Below are 20,143 nucleotides of genomic sequence, written 5' to 3'. Positions count from 1 at the left end.
CGATCACATTTTTCTATGGATAACACTAAATTTCGGTGATAATAATGAAATTTTGCATATGACCAATGCGCTTATTTTTATAATAACAAAAGGCGCATGATCAAATCTGCTGATCATGCGCTATTTTAATTACAACTATTAAATTTTGACATACTTAAAATGAATTAGATAAGTTTATTATGCTTCAGCACTCCAAGACCCTAGATAAGCTTCCTGTTCCTTAGTCAATTTATCAATTGATAATCCAAGGGACTGTAGTTTTATCATTGCTACTCGCTCATCAATTTCTGTATTGACCTGATAGACTTGAGGAGATAATTTATCATAATTTAAAGCGACATATTCTAGCGATAGTGCCTGTAAAGCAAAGGTCATATCCATTACTTCGGCAGGATGCCCATCCCCGGCAGCTAGATTAACTAAACGGCCCTCAGCCAAAACATACAAGAGGTGACCATTAGGAAGAGCATACTCTGTAATGTTCGTTCTTGCTGCTCTTTCCGAAACAGCGATTTCTTTCAGTTGAGCAACGTTTACTTCTACATCAAAATGTCCGGCATTACACATAATTGCACCGGATTTCATTAAATGAAAGTGCTCCTTATTAATCACATTCATATTGCCTGTAACAGTGATGAAGAAATCCCCGTACTTTGCAGCTTCAGCCATGGGCATTACATCGAAGCCATCCATCAGGGCCTCATTAGCTTTAATAGGATTAATTTCGCAGATGATCACCTTCGCTCCTAATCCTTTGGCCCGGAGAGCCACGCCTTTCCCACACCATCCGTAACCAGCAACTACTGCGGTCTTGCCGGCAACAACCAAATTAGTCGTTCTCATGATTCCATCCCACACAGATTGTCCGGTACCATATCTGTTATCAAACAGAAACTTACATTGAGCGTCATTCACAGCTATCATCGGAAACTTTAGAACACCATCACGGGCCATTGAATGCAAGCGCAACACACCGGTCGTAGTCTCCTCAGCTCCACCTTTAACATTCTTAAGGAGCTCAGGACGAGTGGTATGAATTGTAGAGACTAAATCTCCTCCGTCATCAATAATAAAATCCGGTTCAGTATCCAGGGCTAGTTGCAGATGAGCATTATACTCCTCATCTGAAGCATTATACCAGGCATGAGCTCCGATTCCACTTTCAACAAGCGCGGCTACTACATCATCTTGAGTTGAAAGAGGATTACTGGCAACTACGGTTACCTCAGCGCCTCCTGCTTTGATGACCTGGGCCAAATAAGCAGTCTTAGCTTCCAAATGCAAGCAGATAACTACTTTTTTACCGGCAAAAGACTGTTCCTTCTCGAACTCCTCACGAACTTTATTAAGAACTTGCATTCGAGGGATAACCCAATCAATTTTACGCTGACCTTCTGCTGCTAAGGATAAATCTCGAATTGTAAATTTGATATCCATGTGTAAAAACCTTCTTTCGTAATTCTCAATAATAGATTTGGATCAGAATACAATCATAAACTGATTATCGTATCGTCCCTGTAATACAATCTATTGAGATTTATTATATGCTGTCATAGCAATTATGTGTTGTCCTAACTGATTATACTCTAAAAGTATATCCCTCTTCAAACTGTTACGCTGTCCTAATACAAATCTACAATCTCAGCCCTGGCTATAAACCTCTAAGTAAAATTTCCGCATCCCATCGATATCCTCTTGTGGCAATTCAACCACTCCCCCCATCATCTGGGCAAGAAGAACGATTTGGGCCGATTTTTCAACGATTTGACAGACTTTTAGAGCTTCATCCAAATCACGTCCAACACCGAGCATACCGTGATTTGCAAGCAATACAGCATAACGCCCTTCCAGTGCTTTAACTGTGTTAATCCCTAACTGTTCCGTACCTGGTAAGGCATAGTCATTGACCCGTACATTACCACCCGCAATCTGAACTAAATCCTCAACCGCTCCGGGAATTTCTTTTCTGGCCACTGCCATAGCAGTGGCGTAGGCACTGTGGGTATGGATTATTGCCTCAACATCCTGGCGTGCATTATAAATTGATAAATGCAAGGGTACTTCTACAGAGGGCTTTCGCTTCCCACTGACAATATTTCCGTTCAAGTCTAATACTACAATATCCTCAGGCTCTAGGGTGTTGTAACTCATTCCTGACGGAGTTATTGCTATACAATTCTCACCCGAAATTCGACAACTAATATTCCCCCAAGTTCCGATGGTAAGATTTGCGGCAAGTATTTCTTTCCCCTTCTCTACCACTTTTTTTCGGGCAGCCGATTGTTGATCCATTTTGTCCTCCTTAACAACTCATACTCTAAACCTATACCCTGCTCCCCATACTGTTTCAATATATTGGGGATTCGATAAATCACTCTCGATCTTCTCACGAATTCTTGCAATGTGAACAGTGACTGTGGCAGAATCCCCCATAGCTTCCAAGCCCCATACTCTTTCAAACAATTCTTCACGCCCGAATACTCTGTTTGGATTTTGGGCCATATACAATAATAAAGCATATTCTTTCTGGGCTAGATTTACCTCCTTGCCCAACACAAAGACTCTATGGGAGTCTATATCAATTTTTAGGCCACGAATTGATAAGGCATTGGTTTTTTTGGCCCCTTCACTAAATCTTAGCTTTAACCTTTCATAGTTTTCCAAATGAGCTTTTACTCTCGCTACTAACTCACCGGGGCTAAATGGTTTAGTTATATAATCATCTGCACCTGAGCTTAGGCCTTTAATCTTGTCAATTTCTTCTTTTTTAGCAGAGACTAAAAGAACCGGGACATCTTTATCATCCTTCAAATTACGTAGGATTTCTAAACCATCCATACCGGGTAGCATTATATCTAAAATAAGCAGATCAACTTTATTATCTTGAAAGGCCTTTAAGCCCTCAATCCCATTGTTATATACATTAACTTCAAATCCAGCAACCTCGAGGTAATCCTTTTGCAACTCAGCAATACTTAGATCATCCTCAATGATTAAAATCTTTTTCATTTCTTTCCCCCATCATGACTTACTTAGTGAGATCATGATACTAGTACCTTCTTTTCCATGACTGACAGCCCATACTCTACCATTATGCCCTTCAATAATCTGCTTGGCAATAGCCAGCCCTAAACCGCTGCCTTTGTAGCGTGCTGCATCTGATCGATAAAATCGATCAAAAATATGAGGCAAATCTCTCTCCTCAATCCCTGATCCATTATCACGCAGCTCGATAATTATACTTGAAACGGTGTCTCTAAGAAAAATTGAGATTTCCCCCTGACCATGGCTCATCATATATTTACAAGAGTTATCGAAAATGTTCATTATGACACGTCTCATTCGTTCCCGATCTATTAACACATGTTGTTGCTGATTCAATTCATTAGAAAAAGAAATTCCAATATGGTTACGTTCTAACTCAGGTTCATATTCTAGAATACATGACTGGAGATACCCTACAATATCTATTCTTTCAAAATCAAAAGGGATTTGGTTTAAATCCAACTTAGCGTAGAGGAGGAGATCATCAATCATTTGATCAATTTGATGTGCCTTCAAGGCAATAGTTTTTAAGTAGCGTTCAACTTTCTCTGGGTTACTTGCTATTCCGTCTAAAATCCCTTCTACATACCCTTTTATCGATGTTACAGGAGTTTTTAAGTCATGAGAAATGCTCGAAACCAGCAGTTTACGATTATCTTCATACTTTAATTGAGTGTGAACTGAGTCTTTAAGTTTAATACGCATGAGTTCTAAATCACGGCATAAAGCCTGTATTTCCTCATCCCCTTCCTCTCCAATCGAGTAATCCAGATTCCCCTTAGCAATTTCCGCTGCAGCGCTTTGTAAGGTGTGGAGAGGATTAATAATACTTCGAGAAAATTGATAGAGAACGATAATATTTGTGAATGCAAAGGTCAGAATGAATGATACAACCAGCAGTATTAGTAAACTGTTAATACCATTCTCATGATCCACAGGCAGAAGCAACAAAGCAACTCCTAAAGAACCATCTTTGTACTTAATATCAACCTTTTGAACTGAATAGGAGGTATTATCAATACTTAAATGTTCACTTTTACCTACGATGTCACCTACTTCTAGGGCTTTGGCCACCTCAATTTTTGAAAAATTCCTGGATGAAAATTTAATGTCATCATCCTTTATTAAAAGTATCTCGCCATGTATTGCTTGAAGTTGCTCTAACAAATATTTCTGATAACTTATTTCATCGAAAACCTCAGGTGTTCTCCTCCAAGTACTAGTTTCACTGATTAACTCGAACTTTAGCATTGACTGCTTTTGCTGGTGCTCATAAGAAAAACCAATTCCAAATAATTTGCCAAATATAAAAAAAACAGCCAATGCAATAATAACAGTAGTAATCATTGGGATCACTACTGTAGATGCATTAGCTAAAATTAAACGTGTTTTAAGCTTCATGACGTCGTCACCTTAGAATTCTTTTTTATCAAAGATATAGAAACCTGCCGAGAACAACATAATACCTGATCCCAGCATTATCAGAAACTGACGGGCGATCTTAGCAAGAGGAAATGAATTAACCAAAAATAGATTATACCAATCAAGTTGGGTAGTCAAGAATAAACTAGAATACTGGGAAAAGAGTAAACCCAGTACTTTAAACGCGAGAAAGATTAAGATTGATATGAAAAATACAGCAATTCCACTCCTAAAGATATTCGCTAAAAGAACAATTCCTAAGGCTAAAACTGTCATGGGAAGAATACTAACCAGGTAGGAAAAGACTGTTCTCCCTAGAGAATCAAAGGACGCTGAATTGGCATTGAATATAAATCCTGCAAGCATTGAAAAAACGAGCAGAAGAAGAAGCGCTCCCAAGATAAATATGATTATTGATGTAATCTTAGCTGTATAGATCTTAAACCTACTAATAGGTCGAGTAAGAGTTATGCGCATACTATTTTGACTAAACTCCCCAGAAAAACTGTCGATTGTCACTAAAGCTGTAAATAAAGGCAATATGGTGTTCACTACTACAGACAAAACGAGCATAGGAAATTCTACACTGCCCGTTCCTCTAAGTCCAAATCCACTTCTTACTCCCACAATCACCAACTGTCCGATAACAATTACGGCAAGAGACAGCAAAATGGCAACTAATACTTTTTTCTTTCTGTAGAGCTTCTCAATTTCATTAAGAAGCGCTGCTTGAAACACGGCCATTTCTCTCTACCTCACTTACAAAGTAATTTTCTAGTGTCGCATAGTTCTTTAAAATTGCATCAGTATTTTCGACATTTAGTATTCTTCCATTGTAGATTACACCGATTCGGTTACAAGTTAACTCCACATCGTGAATTAAGTGACTGGAAATAAAAAATGTCGTTTGTTCCTTTTCCGCTAAGCTCTGAATCATTTTACGAATATCAATCATTCCCTCGACATCAAGCCCATTTAGAGGCTCATCAAGAATAACAACCTTTGGTCTTGATAATACGGCAGCAGCCAGACCTAAGCGTTGCTTCATCCCTAAAGAGAATTTTTTCGTCTTTTCATGTTTAAACTTGTACATTCCTGTAAGTTCTAAGACCTCATCAATTCTTTTATAATCTACATCGGGATAATAACGAGCTATTTGTTTCAGATTTTCAAAGGCACTTAAGAATTGGTAGGACTCTGCAATTTCAATCAAACATCCCACCTTAGCCATAGCTTTTTCATATTCTTCTATGACACTATGACCCAAAATTTTTACATCCCCATTTTCCGGTCGAATCAGACCCGTCATGATTTTCATGGCCGTTGTTTTTCCGGCACCATTGGGCCCCAGAAATCCAAAGATATCTCCTTTATAAATATCCAGATTTAAATCGTATATTCCACGACCATTTCCGTATGTTTTCGTCAAGTTTAAAATCTCAATAACCTTTTCCATGTCTGACCTCCATTTATGAAAAGCTAAGGCGACTGCCGAGAAGTATCCCGGCAGTCCTCAGTTAGTGCTTATATTGTTAATCTAAATCAGGGCTAAACGAGGAATCAAACATTAAACCTCCAGCATATGGCGAATTCATATTCTGGATACTGAAGTTTACTTTCCCATCATACTCACTAAAATAAATGTTACCTCGTACTTTTTCACCGGATTTGCTAGTACCCTCAAAGTCTGCATTTCCTCGTTGATCCTTCTCAATTTGAGCAGTAAAGGTTAGTTCACTGAAATCGGAGGCATAATTTTCAAATCCCTGCTTGTATGTCTCGGAATATCGACCCGCAACGTTTTTATTATCCATCTTGGTGATATCAAGGGTTCTTTCACCAACTTTAACAAACTTTCCGTCTTTCTCAATCACGATATCATTTTTAAACTTACCGATAAACTTCTCTGGGTTTGAGATCTCAGAATCAGAATAATCTTTGGCAACGTTCTTGATTACTTTCTTTCCTTCAAGATTTGGTTTCGAAACCTTAGTGGAGTTAATATCTTTAACTTTAATTAGGGCCTCAATTGAAATCTCATGAACTGTTCCCTGCTCATCTTTACCTGACAATACTGCAGTTCCTAGGATACTCTCCATTACTCCATCAGGGTTTACCTTAGCAGACCCTGTTACTTCTTTAACAAAGACATCCTTTGTTAAATGTGGCATGCTACTTCCTTGATTGCCATTACCGTTAAACTCTTGCTTTAACTGAAATGATGCAACAGCATTGATTAAGGACGGAATTTGTACTTCAGTAAGAGAACCGGATAAAGCTTTAGTTCCATCAGAATTTTCCGTGACTACAACATGATCTTTTAGGCTGCCTACGAGAGCGTCAGCAATTTTTTCGAGATCTTCAGCTTCTTCCTCTTTAAATGGGTTACTAAAGATTTCTTCCTTTCTTTCCTTGGTATATTCAGTTACGTAATAAGTTGGATCACCGGCAGATGTATGAATAACAGTAGTTTTGTCCGAGTAGCTTTGGGAGGATCTTTTATCTCCGTTAAGACTCAAGCCAGTTGATAAGCTTTCAGAAGCACTGTTCTTTCTATCAAACTTACCTACTTCGTTATTATTCATGATCGTTTTTCCGTTATCCTTTAGAGCCATGGAAAAATCCAAAGTGAAGCTGTCATATTTCTCACTGGTTTGCTCTGCTGTTAGTTTAATGGAGTACTTTAGTTCCTCGTATCCGCTTTTACTTGTAATATCAGCCAAAGCTGTTGTGGCTAACAACAGAGTTCCTACTGTAAAACTTACAAGCGTTGCTGTTTTCTTCTTGAATTTCATCCGTGCCAACTCCTTATATTTTGTAGATCCTACCTATAGTGTAAACCAGTGGTCTTGAATTTCCCTAAACAGTCTATAAACAAATTATAAACTATTTTTCTTTATTTCAGCCACAATCAAAATAAGGATTCCAGTCGGCATACTTATTCCGACGTTGGAATCCTCATTGGTAATGATCACATGGCGCTATTAATGGATTTTTAAAAAAATAAATTATTTAAATAAAAACACTAATAACTTATTAATGAAGCCATCAAAACCCCAGTCGCAACACTTAAACAAAAGGAGAAAAAACCTACTCCAATATTCCCATTAGGAATTTCCTGGCGCACTTTTATTGCAGGCGTTAATAGTTCAAACAACCAATACACTATGATTAGAGAAATAGTTCCGGTCATTGTCCAAACAACCATGTCCCAGAGATCGATTGAGTGGTAAATGGCAGAGGCAAGCAATATTGCTGTTCCTAATACTTTACCACCAAGATCAAAGGCCACTGCTTTTGCTGCTGACACTTTACGTAGGTTATCCAAATCATCCCCATCAGCAAGGATTTTAAATTCTTTGTAGGGTGTCGTTAAGGAAAAAAGAGCCATCGAGATAATCATTAAGGGAATTGTTACACCTAAATACATTAAAAAATTCATTAAATACATGTATATTCCCACCTCACCTTTTCAGTTATTCTCTGTAAGAACGTTCAACTTGTTTTACTCCGGTAGGTAAATAGCATGCTAAATTGCCTGTTATTCTACCACCTATCCGCGCACTTATTGCAGATGCTTTTCCTCCAACTAAGAAGGAACCCCAAAGCAATCTGCCTCTAAACAGACCATGCTCTGTATTACATTCAACTTCTTCCATCTCGACTCGTTTCTGAAAGACCATAGGCTGTTCCCAATAACAACTATCATTGTCTTTTTCAACTAGCTCTCCGTTTGATTCATATAAACAAACTGCTCCGCCTTCTCGCCCAAATATCGGTTTGGTAACATACGCAGCTTTATCTTGGAACTGGTTTTCCATGTATGTAGGAAGCATATACTTTTCAATTATGTGATGCTCTGTAGGAGTAAAAAACTCGCCTGCTTCGTGTAAATTCCAAATGAGACTAAGAAGAGCCTTTGATTGAGCGACAAAAGCTGATGGAGGGTTAATTATTGCCAGCTTTCCTCTAGCTACAAGATCGAGAACATGAGCTCCCGTAGGATAATTATCCGCTTCATCCTTATCTTCAACCAATTTCTCTAAAGCATGAAGCCGATACCATACGTCAATGGGTAAGAGCTGATCGTTAATTAATGCACACAATCGATCATCAAAGATCCTCAAGTCTTCAAGAGCAACAAATTTTGCCGTGAGTCCTGATTGCTTCATTAAGTATTTCACAGTATCTCTGTCCTCATCGTGCCACCCCAAGGCACTAAACACTATTGAATCTATTTCGTAACCAAGCTCTTTATAGGATTGAAGCATCTCTGCAAAAACATCTCGGATATTAGCTTCCATCCCTTCATTTAGGCTTTGAGCGCCGAAAAATGCACTTGCTTTATGATTAACAAAGAACGCTTCGACAACACTTGTTGGTGTATCAGAGTTAAACTCTATCATCTTCAATCCTTCAGAGGTATTAATGAAATCAAACCGACCAATCGCTGTCACCAGATCAGGTTTCACTATAACACGAGCTGCAGGGATCGCTTCCTGGGGAATTCCTAATTCCATCAATAGTGCATCATCTGCAGTTTGAACCGCATAGACAGTTTTTGCAAAAATTTTCCCTAATGCTTCAGTTGCCCAGGCAATTTCCTGGCGAAATTCAGGGCTTATATAATGAATTCCAGCCAATCCATACTCAACCCCATCAATACGATCCCAGGAAAAAACTTCCCGCAGAGGTGTGTAAAGCAGTTCCCTGATCTTCGAATAGGAAAGGTCAGCTGGCACTTGAGCCACCCCCGCCTATTCCCCCGTGTGAACCACTTGAAATACCGCTGGATCCTGATGATCCTGAAGCCTTCGATGAACTGCTTCCTGAGGAAATCCCTGAGTTATTTGAGGCCCCAGTACCGCTGGAATTCGGATAACTTGAACCACCACTGGTTATACCAGAGGGTTTTAGGGATTTGACTGCACCTGAATGCTTTTTCGAAAATCCTAAGGGAGCTAAGACCCTACCGAAAATGCCATCATTATCATCATCATCATCTTCTTCGATAGTAATTGGATTTCCTTCATCGTCGTAGACAACTTGCTGTTGTGGAGCACAGGCAGTTGTGCCAAATATCAGAGCTGTCGTGAGAAATAAACTTACTAACTTAGTACTTTTGTTCACCTATTTTCTCCCCTCTATGTTTCTTTACTTACTCTAATTGCATAGAGAACATATCTTTGTCGATCCTCATCAACTTCAAATGAGGTTTTTTCCCACTCCTCATTACCTAACATAAAATAATTGCATTGGGCCAGCAGCGCAAGATCAGATAATGAATTAAATTCTAAATTTGTTATAATAGGATATTCGGAAGTATATTCACTAAATTCCCGTATCTCAAGAGCAATATAACCTAAACTCATCTTAGATGGAGGACTCTTCAACAAAGGTTTTTCGTCTTGTGTCAATTTTACATAGATTATATATAATGGTGCTTCAATTGCATTTGATGTTTTTTCGTACACAACTCCATCCTTTACTAAATAGTCAGCAATAAAGCGAACCATGACTTCATCCTTTGGAATTGCTTCAAAATGATAAAGTGCAGGATAGTTTTTTTCCTCATCTAGAATACGATACTCAAGTTGTTCCATAAAGTCTACCCCCCTACTTAGATCACGCCACTTAAAATCCAATTTATCAGATCATCAATTATCACTTGATCCTCTTGGTCAACATTGATTCCTCTGATCGCATTTACTATTAAGTCTATTTGCAAAGGTAACTTTAGGAGTGTTAAGGCTATCCTGTCTATTAAATGGCTATTCATTGCATCTGAATATATTTTAGCATCCTTGATCAATCCGTTTGCTAATGTTAAACCCAACTCTATTCCCCCCCAAGGAAACCGAGTTGAAAGAACCATATCAAAATTAGGTGTTTTACCGTAAAGCCAATCCCATGATGAATATTTCTTATATAGATTTTCAAGAGGAAATGTTGTATCGCTCACTATTATAGGAGGTTCAGAAACTTTGCCATAAAGCTCTTGGAAACTTTTCATTAGAGCAGATTTCATTGACTCAATGGATATTTCCGAACTAAATAGATTTAAATTCCCTACCCTGGCCTGAACGGAGTCCACTCCCTTAGATACTATCTTTTCTTTTGATACTTGAAGGTAAGCAGCGAGTTTAGCTACGTCAACGTCAATCAAAATTGTTCCATGATGATATGCTTTATCTCGTTCAAAGTAAAAAGCATTTCCAGAGAACTTGCGCCCTTCTACCGTCAAGTCATTACGACCTGTGAATTGAGCATTAATATTAAATGTCCTTACAGCTTCTAAAATTACTTTTAATTGTTTTTCTAAATCATATTTGGTTCTGTCCATAATGAAGGTGAAGTTTAGATTCCCTAAGTCATGATAGACCGCACCTCCACCTGAAAGACGACGTGCTAACTTTCCGCCAGCTTGTTCTAATTCATTGCAACGACACTCTTTCCAGGCATTCTGGTTTCTGCCAATGACTACAGTATTCTGGTTTTGCCACAGATATAAAAAAACTTGATTATGTTTAATCTCCCTGAATAAATACTCTTCTAAAGCAAGATTATGCCAGGGGTCGAGGGAAGTTGAGCAAACGATTTTTGCTTCATACTCAAGATATTTCACTTTAAACACTCCCATCAAATATGACTTCATTCTACATTTTGCACTAGAACTCCTGCAATTAGTCAGTGTGATTTATCTACCTATCTAAAAAGTGTGATTTTCGGTATATTCTACATAGGGATAAATCACCAACAACTTAACAACAGGGTTTTATTCTGCGAATTTAGTACAAGCGTTTGTTTATCGATAAAAAATACAATGAAACCATAGTCTATAATGAAATAAGTCGATCACTATCGTGATCGACTTATATTACTTAATTTAAGCTATGATAAGAAATAGCTTATACGCAACCAGTTGGTTTTGGAAGTCCAGCAATTTTACAAGCGCCTTTTCCAGGGCCAGCTGGGAACAGTTCATAAATTTTCTTTTGGTCGTAGCCAGTGTCTTTAACCATTTTACGAACCATTGGAGCAACACCGAATTGATCAAAATAACCTCTGAGATAGTTGATCATTGCCCAGTGTTCTTCTGTAAGTTCTGGTACTTCCTCTGTGACAGCAAGTGCTTTAGCTACTTCTTCATTCCATACTGCAAAATCCTCAAGAAAACCGTCTTCGTCCAGTTCAACAGTTACATCTCCTACTACTAGTTGAGCCATAATTAAAATTCCTCCTTATGTGATATAAAATTTGATATTGTTTGAGTTGATTCTAACTCAAAACAATTATCAAAAACCAAACAATATTAAATATTTTGTTCACGCACTGAAATTGCAACCTTATAAAGGACTGTTACAATCAGTGCCCCAATAGCATATATCCCAACAACGATGGCAAGCTCATTCATCGTCGGAAAGTATTCCGTGACTCGTTCAAAAGAGTTCGGAACAAAGCCGGCTAAGATCAGCACAATACCTTTATCAATCCAGTTGGCTGTAAAAATTGATAAAAGAGCAATCGGTAATAATACCGGATTCGTACGTGTTGGGAAAATCAACAATGCTATACCAACAAACGCAAGAATCGTTGCTATCCACATAAAGGGTACTAGACTATTATGCCCATCAAGTCCAACGAAAACATACTTAAAGGGTGCCATTTCATCAGGGGAATTACTGTAAAATGCTGTGAACACCTCGCAGATATAGAAGAATACGTTGGCGATCATAGCATAACGAATAATCTTGACAAGAGACTGAATTGCTCCAACACCCGGATCCGGATCAAATTTGCTGACCTTTCTAACGATCAAAGCAAGAATAATAAGAAGCGCAGGTCCCGCTGCAAATGCAGAAGCTAGAAAGCGTGCAGCCATAATGGCTGTTGTCCAAAAATGTCTTCCGGGAAGGCCGGCATATAAAAAGGCTGTTACGGTGTGGATACTAAAAGCCCAAGGAATTGACAGATAGATAATAGGTTTAACCCATTTAGGAGGCGGAGTACCCTTCTTTTCAGCACCAAGAGTAGTCCAACCTACAACTAGGTTGATGGCCAGATAGCCGCACAATACACACATATCGTAGAACATAACTGAATGTAATTGAGGATAAAGTAAAACATTCAAAATCCTCATTGGCTGTCCAACGTCAACGAAGATGAACAAGATACACATGATCACGGCACCAATGGCCAAGAACTCTCCAAGGATAACCATTTTCCCAAACCGTTTAAAATCGTGTAGATAATAAGGTGTAACAAGCATAACCGCTGATGCAGCAACACCTACCAAGAATGTAAACTGGGCAATATATAATCCCCAGGATACGTCACGGCTCATTCCAGTAAGTCCGAGACCTTGATCGAACTGTCTAAAATAGGCTAAAACACCTACAGCAATCACTGCCAGCAGGAAAAAAATCCAAGTCCAGTAGCGTTTACTCCCTGTCAGAGCTTTTTCAAACATCGTCTCCACCTCCTACAAGGTAGTAAACACTCGGTTGAGTACCAAGTTCGGGTTTTCTCCGTATGGTAAATTTAGAACTTACAATTTTGCGGACTTCTGAATTAGGATTATCCAAATCTCCGAAAATTAAGCCGCCTTTAGAAGCATCAACACACGCAGGCATTAACCCTTCTTCCAATCGTTCAACACAGAAAGTACACTTCTCGACAACTCCAATGGTTCGAGTTGGAAAGTCAGGAGTAATTTCTTTGATATATGGTCTTGGATCCGTGAAATTGAAGCTTCTGGCACCAAAAGGACATGCACCCATGCAGAATCGGCAGCCAATACAACGGTGGAAATCCATTTCCACAATACCATTGTCCATTTTAAAGGTTGCCCCGGTAGGACATGCTTTAACACAAGCCGGATGCTCACAGTGATTACACATTACTATGAATGGCAATTCCTTAAATTCTTCTGATAATAGGTGATTTTGAGCTCCTGTAAATGTATGCTCGAAATTATCTTCCCATATCCATTTAATTTCATCTTTAGGATTATCAAAGTGAGGAATGTTATGAATCTTGTCACATGACTCGATCACACGCTCAATATCGGCTTTCGTTTTAAACTTGCTCATATCAACAACCATTGCCCAATGTGTGGCTTTAAGTCCTTTGCCGGTTTCTTTAAAGCCTGATTTGGATGCTGCATCTGCAACTTTTCCGCGAATCCCAGTTAAGGCGAAAGAGCCCCCAATACCTAAAGCCGTTAGAGCGGCCGCACGTTTTAGAAATTGTCGTCTATTTACACTCATTTCGTTGCCCCCTCTGGACCAGAATGGCAATCCCAACAAGTGGGTTCTACAGCAGTATAATCATGGCAGGATACACAAAATTGACCGGATGGATCTGCTCCCTCTAAATTCTCGATGCTGATGTCAATCTCTTTTCCTTCACTGTTAACATATACTGTCTTACCATTCCGAACTAATTCGTCACGCCATTGATTGAACATTTGAGGGTGATTAGCAATCATATTTACACTAGGCTCAATACTTTGAAAATCTGCAAGCTGCTTGGCATCTATTTCAGGTCCCGCATTAGCTTTTCCTAAGTTGTAGAAAAAGGGGATGGTGAAAATCCCAACAAAGATAACGAGTGAAGCAATAATTCTTCCGCCTTTATACATTACTCATTACCCCCTTTTTCCGGCAAGTCTTCAAAGCGTAGGTTGGTTTCTCTTTCTTTTTCACCTTTCATCACTAAAGCATTGGCTAGCAACTCGGTCACACCGGTAACCCCTACTCCAGGATTCCAGTAGTCCATCAGTGCCGGCAGATGAGCCCGGTCAACTGCACAAATGTTGGCCAGCATGTTAACGCCGTGCTTTTCTCTGACATACTTAACAGCATTCGCTCGAGGGAATCCGCCTCTCATACGTTGTTCCATATTTTCCGAAGCATTGAGCCCTGAACCTGCTCCACAACAGAATGTCTTTTCTCTAATAGTGTTTTCTGGCATTTCATAGAAGTGGTTACATACTGCTTTAATGACTTCTCTTGGTTCATCAAGCAAACCCATACCTCTTGAAGGGTTACATGAGTCGTGGAAGGTTACCTTCAGGTTGTCATTACGGCTTGGGTCAAGTTTCAACTTATTGTGTTTGATTAAATCTGCCGTAAATTCGGAAATATGAATCATCTTTGTAGATTTAGCATTTTCAAAGACTGTTCCGGTAATAGGCGAAACCGGAACTTCTAGAAAGTCAGCTGGTCCATGCCAGGTATCCATATATTGGTTAAGAACACGCCACATATGACCGCACTCTCCGCCAATGATATATTTAACTCCTAGACGTTTTGCTTCAGCATAAATCTTGTAATTGAGTTTTTTCGCAGTATCGTTGGATGTGAAGAAACCAAAGTTACCACCCTCGGAAGCATAGGTGCTCCAAGTATAATCCAGCCCCAACTCATGGAAAAGCATCATATAACCCATGCAGGTATAAACCCCAGGCTCTCCTAACAGGTCACCTGATGGAGTAACAAACAATATCTCGGCACCTTTACGATTGAAGGTAGGATTTACTCTGATACCGGTTATATCTTCAATATCATCGACCATGGATTCAATGTTCCCTTTAATTGCGTGGGGCTCTAATCCAAGGTGATTACCCTTCATATAACAGGCAGCAGCAGGTCCAGAAATCCAATCGATGTTTAAACCGACTAAATTCAGAAGTTCCCGGCCAATAATGGTAACCTCTGCTTGGTCAATACCATATGGACAGAACACGGAACAGCGACGACATTCTGTACATTGGAAGAAGTAGGACCACCATTCCTTGAGTACGTTCATGTCCAGGTCTCTTGCTCCTGCTAAGCGACCAAGGAATTTTCCTGATTTGGTGAAATACCGTTTATAGACAGATCTTAGCAGTTCTGCCCTCAAAACAGGCATGTTCTTCGGATCGCCTGAAGCGATATAAAAGTGACATTTATCAGCGCAAGCACCACATCTTACACATATATCCATAAAAATTTTGAAGGAGCGGTACTTACTTAGTCGTTCTGCAATTCCATCCAAGATAGTAGTTTCCCAGCCCTCTGGTACATTCCAGTCTTCGTCGGTTGGCTGCCAAGATCTTGCGTTCGGTAAACCTAATGTCATCAAATCTTTTTCTTTTGATCCCCAACAAAAGGTCCCTGGCTTGAACTCAACTGGTGTATCCATCCAATCCGCTGCCGGAAGCTTAAAATCTATCTTCGATAGTTCTCCCGGTTTAGGAAGTTTTACTTTCGGTGCCATCCACGATCACTCCTTTTCTACCGGTATACCAGCTTTTTTCATTTTCTCCCTGAACTCGTCTTCATACTGTTCATAAGTATGAACTTCTACTTCAGGGTTCCAGGGATTGATGTGTCGAACCATCCGGTTGTTGCTGATCATATTTCGCGTTGGGCTCATGAAAATACCGCCCATATGCATCAACTTACTCATTGGGAAATAAGCAAACAGAATGCTTACCATGAAGATGTGAATAAAGAACATCGGTCCAATGTCAGTAGGAAGAACAGGTTGAAAAGTAGCTAATCCAATTGCTAATTGTTTGACTGCAATAAGATCTACCTTATAGAAGTAACGCATCAAAATCCCTGATACAGCAACGCTCATCAGTATGAACAGAGGAAAATAATCCGCTGGAAGCGAGATGTATTTAACTCTTGGAATACATACCCTCCTAAGAAATAAAAATGTTAGTGCCACTAGGATAAACATGTCTGTCAAGTACAGCTGTGGTAATCCTATTTGCAGCATACCATCGACACTTTCAAGGAGTTTTACAAATGAAGGGATAGGTTCTAAAAAGAGCCTTAAATGTCTGACCAGGATGATTAAGAAGGACCAGTGAAATAACAAACTACCTAACCAAAGCCATTTTGCCGAGCCGTAGGCGAGATGCGGGCCATTTTTCCCTTCTCTTAACTCAGTCTTTGTATTGCGGAACAACGATCGGAAAAAGAAAATTTCCATAGCCATTCTAACAACGACATAAAAAGCGCTTGTTGGATTTTCAATCTTATTTTGCTTAATCCAAGGAAGTGATTTTTGCTGTCCAATTGTTGTAGGTATCCGGAAGGGTACCGGTGACTGCCCCCACTTAACGACTCGGTAAATGAACCCACCTACAAACATGATGAAGGCTAGATAAGGAATGATAATACCAAAGACATAATGTAAATTTGTAATACTAGCTCCTATGCTGGCCACTATAATGAGTACAATGACTGTGATGAAAGAATACAAGACTTTCACTCTACGACCTCCTTCCTTTATTTTTGGTCTTTGTGTTCAAATTCCTGAACTGGGATCTCGGACATTAGGTTGGCTTTCTTTAGCAGGGTAAAGGTCATCCGCTTTAGTTCGTCTGTCCTTAGTTCATAGATCTGCTCACGATATTTTACATATATATCAAAGGCAGTGAGGGCCAGATCATCAATTTTCGACTCAAACTCCAATAAAGAAATATAGATCTGGTTCTGCCCAATTTCCTTGCCCAGCGCTTCTCGAACAATGGTTTTGAGTTGGAAGATAAAAGCCATTGCTTTAGCGGGAGAAAAATCTTGTATTGCCCTGACTTTAATTATATCTTCAAGAAAAGAAATGCTTTCAGAAAAGTCCTCCCCCTTGACGAGCACTTCTATGATACCGTCAATCCCAGTTGAGAAGGTGTAACCAATAGGGTTCGCAAACCTATCTTGTTGGTTCATTAAAAACCCCGATTTATCATTGGGGTAGGATGCCAATATTACCTCTAACCAACGTTTCGAGATGTCGAACTTCTTTTCCTTTAAGATTTCATTAAATTTTATATCCAAAATTAAGATCACTCCTTGTTGTAGCACCATTTATTGTCTTTGTAACACAATTTTAGTCGATGTTGAATACGACTAGATACAACATCGACCTGCCCCTGAGAACGTTTTCACATAGTTAAAGTCCCAGCTATCCCACTTAAGCTACTAACCATTACTATTAAAAAATATGGTGTCCTCTCCCTGCAGAGCAAATCTCCAATGATCCATCCATAAGGAGCGAGTGACCAGAAATATAACGTTATTTGTTCTTATAATCACTATCAGTCTAAGGAATTTTACTAGGCTTGTAAAATTCTTATTTCCTATTGATCAATTAGATAATCGTATTGCGATCATTAACAAGAAAGAGCTACGAATAATTATAGCTCTTTCTTATCCATCTAGGCAATCCCTATTTAAAATTCTACCCTAAGGCACGTTCTAAAATTTCATTTAGACGATTAACCATGTTGCGTGGATCAACGATTAGACCTGCAGCTATTTGAGCGTTTTCGAATATTTGTTCAGCTGCAGTTTTAGCAAAAGCATCTTCATTTCTACGAGCATTATCTAGTCGTTTAATCATGGGGTGAGCTGAGTTTATTTCTAAGACACTTGGACCCACTTTATTGAAGTCTTTATTGACCAACTGCATCATCCGCTGCATACTGTTTGTACCAAATGGACTGAATACAACTGCCGGGCTGTCCACCAGACGCTTTGATTCCCGTACATCTGTAACCTTATCTCCAAGGACTTCTTTAAGCCAATTTGTTAAAGCTAAAACATCTTCTTCTGACAGAGCATCGGCACTTCTTTCCTGCTGGTTTGTCTCTCCTAAATTCAAATCAGCTTCATCGGCAGAAATAAGTTTCTTGCCTTCATATTCCCTAATTGACCCAAAAATATAATCGTCAATGGCTGCGTAAGTAAATAAAACCTCAAACCCTTTGTCTCTAAACACTTCTAAGTAAGGACCTGATTCGATAACTTCACGGGAAGGACCATTGACATAATAAATTGCTGACTGATCTTCTTTCATGCGACTAATATAATCCGCTAAAGATACTAACTCTCCGGCCTCGGTGCTTGAAGACTCAAAACGCAAAAGCTTAATGAGATCTTTTTGGTGATTGTAATCATTGGCAGCTCCTTCTTTAATGAAGAAGTTAAATTTTTCCCAGAATTCTTTAAACTTCTCCGGCTCAGACTTAGCTTGACCATCGAGATATTTAAGGAAACGGCTTGTAACTACTTTGTTTAGTTTGCTGATTAAGGCACTGTCCTGCATAGTTTCCCTAGAGATATTTAGAGGGAGCTCTTCACTGTCGATTACCCCTCTCAAAAAGCGCAGCCATTCCGGCAAAACAAGAGGGGACTTTTCTTGAATGAGAACTTTTTTGCAATATAGACTAACTCCTGGTTCAGTTCGACCAAAACCAATTTGTTCTAAATTCTCCTTCGGAACGAATAACAGAGTATTGATATTTAAGGGAGCATCTGAAGAAAAGTGCAAACGCAGGAGTGGTTCATCGAAAGCGTTGGCAATGAATTTGTAGAATTCATTGTAGTCATTGTCTGCAATCTCGCTTTTATTCTTCGTCCAAAGAGCATCTACGGTATTTACTTTTGTGCCGTTAACAAAAATCGGATAAGGTACAAAGCTAGAGTATTGCTTAATGACACGCTGGATCGTTTCTTCCTTGGCAAATTCGTAGGCATCTTCTTTTAAATGGAGAACCATTTTTGTTCCTCGAACACGATCCTCCCCTTCAGTAATTGTATAACTCCCTACGCCGTCAGACTCCCAAATAAAGGTTTCCCCATTCAGGTGATAGGAGCGAGTAGTAATGGTCACTTTTTCCGCTACCATGAAGGCTGAATAAAAACCTACGCCGAATTGACCAATTAAATTAAGATCTTTTTTATCCCCTTTATCGGCTAAATGTTTAATGAATTCTTTAGAACCGGAATGGGCAATAGTGCCTAAATTCCCAATCAACTCTTCCTTAGTCATTCCAATACCTGTATCGGTAATGGTAAGTGTATGTGAATTATCGTCTGTATCAATGTGAACTTCTAACGCTGCGTCTTGGTCTTTAACCTCCGGCCCTGTTAATTGGGTGTAACGCAGTTTCTCCATTGCATCAGCTGCATTAGATATCAGCTCTCTTAAGAAAATTTCCCGATCTGTATAAAGTGAATGAATAACAATGTCTAACAATTGCCTAATCTCAGTCTGGAATTCCTTAGTTTCTACTGCCGTACTCATTGTTTACCTCCATGAAATTGAAATAAGTAGGTGGCCCGTCAATTCGAGCCTCTACCTCATAGTTTAATCAAAATTTGGCAAAAGTGCAAAGTCTTTTTGCTATTTATTCATGCAAAACCATCTAAGTCCTAAAGATTGCAATTATCTAGGCATTGCTTTAGACAATCTTCAAATTGACGGTCATTATCCGACGTTCTCTTTTTAGGCCCTTTAGTTCTGCCCCCACTTCTACGAAATTTTGCTTTCGCCTCTCGCTCCTCAAGCAAAAATTCAATTGTCGCCGGATTAAACTCTTTGCCTATGGGATTTAAACACTTAACCCCTTTTCCCAATAACATTGCTGCTAGGCCCCAATCCTGTGTCACAGCTATATCTCCTGCTTGGGCCAGATTTATTACTCGGATATCTGCTTCTTGTGAAGAGTTTCCTACGACTATATGATGATCTGAGACAATATTATGGTTAAAACTTGCTACAGTCCAAACAGGTATAGCACGTTGACTGGCTAACCTGATGCAAATCTGTAAGACTGACTTGGGACAGGCGTCCGCATCCACAATTATTTTCATACCCTCACTTCTCTCAGTCAACT

General features: G+C 39.3%; 21 protein-coding genes. All 21 read right to left on the bottom strand.

The window, feature by feature from the left end:
- Positions 1-177: 177 nt before the first annotated feature.
- Positions 178-1,437 (bottom strand): adenosylhomocysteinase, encoded by a 1,260-nt coding sequence (locus DESMER_RS08025; protein ID WP_014902552.1) that lies wholly within the window; start codon positions 1,435-1,437, stop codon positions 178-180.
- A gap of 204 nt (positions 1,438-1,641) precedes the next feature.
- Positions 1,642-2,292 carry a class II aldolase/adducin family protein gene (locus DESMER_RS08020; RefSeq protein WP_014902551.1) on the bottom strand — a complete coding sequence of 217 codons (651 nt, stop codon included), beginning with the start codon at positions 2,290-2,292 and terminating at the stop codon, positions 1,642-1,644.
- Between the two features lie 18 nt (positions 2,293-2,310).
- The gene (locus DESMER_RS08015; RefSeq protein ID WP_014902550.1) at positions 2,311-3,009 is read right to left on the bottom strand and encodes a response regulator transcription factor; all 699 of its coding nucleotides are present in this window, start codon (positions 3,007-3,009) and stop codon (positions 2,311-2,313) included.
- Positions 3,010-3,021: 12 nt separating this feature from the next.
- Positions 3,022-4,446 carry a sensor histidine kinase gene (locus tag DESMER_RS08010; protein ID WP_014902549.1) on the bottom strand — a complete coding sequence of 475 codons (1,425 nt, stop codon included), beginning with the start codon at positions 4,444-4,446 and terminating at the stop codon, positions 3,022-3,024.
- Positions 4,447-4,458: 12 nt separating this feature from the next.
- The gene (locus DESMER_RS08005) at positions 4,459-5,211 is read right to left on the bottom strand and encodes an ABC transporter permease (RefSeq protein WP_014902548.1); all 753 of its coding nucleotides are present in this window, start codon (positions 5,209-5,211) and stop codon (positions 4,459-4,461) included.
- Positions 5,183-5,923 carry an ABC transporter ATP-binding protein gene (locus DESMER_RS08000; protein WP_014902547.1) on the bottom strand — a complete coding sequence of 247 codons (741 nt, stop codon included), beginning with the start codon at positions 5,921-5,923 and terminating at the stop codon, positions 5,183-5,185. Before DESMER_RS08000 ends, DESMER_RS08005 begins: the two co-directional genes overlap by 29 nt.
- Positions 5,924-5,999: 76 nt before the next feature.
- Positions 6,000-7,262, bottom strand: a complete 1,263-nt coding sequence (locus tag DESMER_RS07995) for a hypothetical protein (RefSeq protein ID WP_014902546.1) — start codon at positions 7,260-7,262, stop codon at positions 6,000-6,002.
- A 230-nt stretch (positions 7,263-7,492) separates the two neighbouring features.
- Positions 7,493-7,918: a DUF350 domain-containing protein gene (locus DESMER_RS07990; RefSeq protein ID WP_014902545.1), complete on the bottom strand. Its 426-nt coding sequence runs from the start codon at positions 7,916-7,918 to the stop codon at positions 7,493-7,495.
- A gap of 25 nt (positions 7,919-7,943) precedes the next feature.
- Positions 7,944-9,209: a glutathionylspermidine synthase family protein gene (locus tag DESMER_RS07985; protein ID WP_014902544.1), complete on the bottom strand. Its 1,266-nt coding sequence runs from the start codon at positions 9,207-9,209 to the stop codon at positions 7,944-7,946.
- On the bottom strand, positions 9,199-9,597 hold the full coding sequence (locus DESMER_RS22565) for a hypothetical protein (RefSeq protein ID WP_014902543.1): 399 nt from the start codon (positions 9,595-9,597) through the stop codon (positions 9,199-9,201). Before DESMER_RS22565 ends, DESMER_RS07985 begins: the two co-directional genes overlap by 11 nt.
- Positions 9,598-9,611: 14 nt before the next feature.
- Positions 9,612-10,070, bottom strand: a complete 459-nt coding sequence (locus DESMER_RS07975; protein WP_014902542.1) for a hypothetical protein — start codon at positions 10,068-10,070, stop codon at positions 9,612-9,614.
- A 17-nt stretch (positions 10,071-10,087) separates the two neighbouring features.
- On the bottom strand, positions 10,088-11,107 hold the full coding sequence (gene lplA, locus DESMER_RS07970; RefSeq protein WP_042333537.1) for a lipoate--protein ligase: 1,020 nt from the start codon (positions 11,105-11,107) through the stop codon (positions 10,088-10,090).
- 268 nt (positions 11,108-11,375) lie between these two features.
- Positions 11,376-11,693 carry a TusE/DsrC/DsvC family sulfur relay protein gene (locus DESMER_RS07965; protein ID WP_014902540.1) on the bottom strand — a complete coding sequence of 106 codons (318 nt, stop codon included), beginning with the start codon at positions 11,691-11,693 and terminating at the stop codon, positions 11,376-11,378.
- 86 nt (positions 11,694-11,779) lie between these two features.
- A complete protein-coding gene (dsrP, locus tag DESMER_RS07960) occupies positions 11,780-12,937 on the bottom strand; it encodes a sulfate reduction electron transfer complex DsrMKJOP subunit DsrP (RefSeq protein ID WP_014902539.1) in 1,158 nt (385 codons plus the stop codon).
- A complete protein-coding gene (dsrO, locus tag DESMER_RS07955) occupies positions 12,930-13,736 on the bottom strand; it encodes a sulfate reduction electron transfer complex DsrMKJOP subunit DsrO (RefSeq protein ID WP_014902538.1) in 807 nt (268 codons plus the stop codon). The genes dsrP and dsrO overlap by 8 nt, the downstream gene beginning before the upstream one ends.
- Entirely contained in the window at positions 13,733-14,110 is a 378-nt protein-coding gene (gene dsrJ / locus DESMER_RS07950) for a sulfate reduction electron transfer complex DsrMKJOP subunit DsrJ (RefSeq protein WP_014902537.1), read from the bottom strand. The genes dsrO and dsrJ overlap by 4 nt, the downstream gene beginning before the upstream one ends.
- Positions 14,110-15,729, bottom strand: coding sequence for a sulfate reduction electron transfer complex DsrMKJOP subunit DsrK (gene dsrK, locus DESMER_RS07945; protein WP_014902536.1), 1,620 nt, complete (start codon positions 15,727-15,729; stop codon positions 14,110-14,112). The genes dsrJ and dsrK overlap by 1 nt, the downstream gene beginning before the upstream one ends.
- A 6-nt stretch (positions 15,730-15,735) precedes the next feature.
- Positions 15,736-16,737, bottom strand: a complete 1,002-nt coding sequence (gene dsrM, locus DESMER_RS07940; RefSeq protein ID WP_014902535.1) for a sulfate reduction electron transfer complex DsrMKJOP subunit DsrM — start codon at positions 16,735-16,737, stop codon at positions 15,736-15,738.
- 17 nt (positions 16,738-16,754) lie between these two features.
- On the bottom strand, positions 16,755-17,300 hold the full coding sequence (locus tag DESMER_RS07935; protein ID WP_014902534.1) for an RsbRD N-terminal domain-containing protein: 546 nt from the start codon (positions 17,298-17,300) through the stop codon (positions 16,755-16,757).
- Between the two features lie 403 nt (positions 17,301-17,703).
- Positions 17,704-19,551, bottom strand: a complete 1,848-nt coding sequence (gene htpG, locus DESMER_RS07930; protein WP_014902533.1) for a molecular chaperone HtpG — start codon at positions 19,549-19,551, stop codon at positions 17,704-17,706.
- A 128-nt stretch (positions 19,552-19,679) separates the two neighbouring features.
- Complete coding sequence (locus DESMER_RS07925; protein ID WP_014902532.1) at positions 19,680-20,120, bottom strand: YaiI/YqxD family protein; 441 nt, start codon at positions 20,118-20,120, stop codon at positions 19,680-19,682.
- Positions 20,121-20,143: the final 23 nt, after the last annotated feature.

The sequence above is a fragment of the Desulfosporosinus meridiei DSM 13257 genome, from assembly GCF_000231385.2.
GTDB lineage: Bacteria > Bacillota > Desulfitobacteriia > Desulfitobacteriales > Desulfitobacteriaceae > Desulfosporosinus > Desulfosporosinus meridiei.
This window is presented reverse-complemented; position numbering and strand designations above follow the sequence as displayed.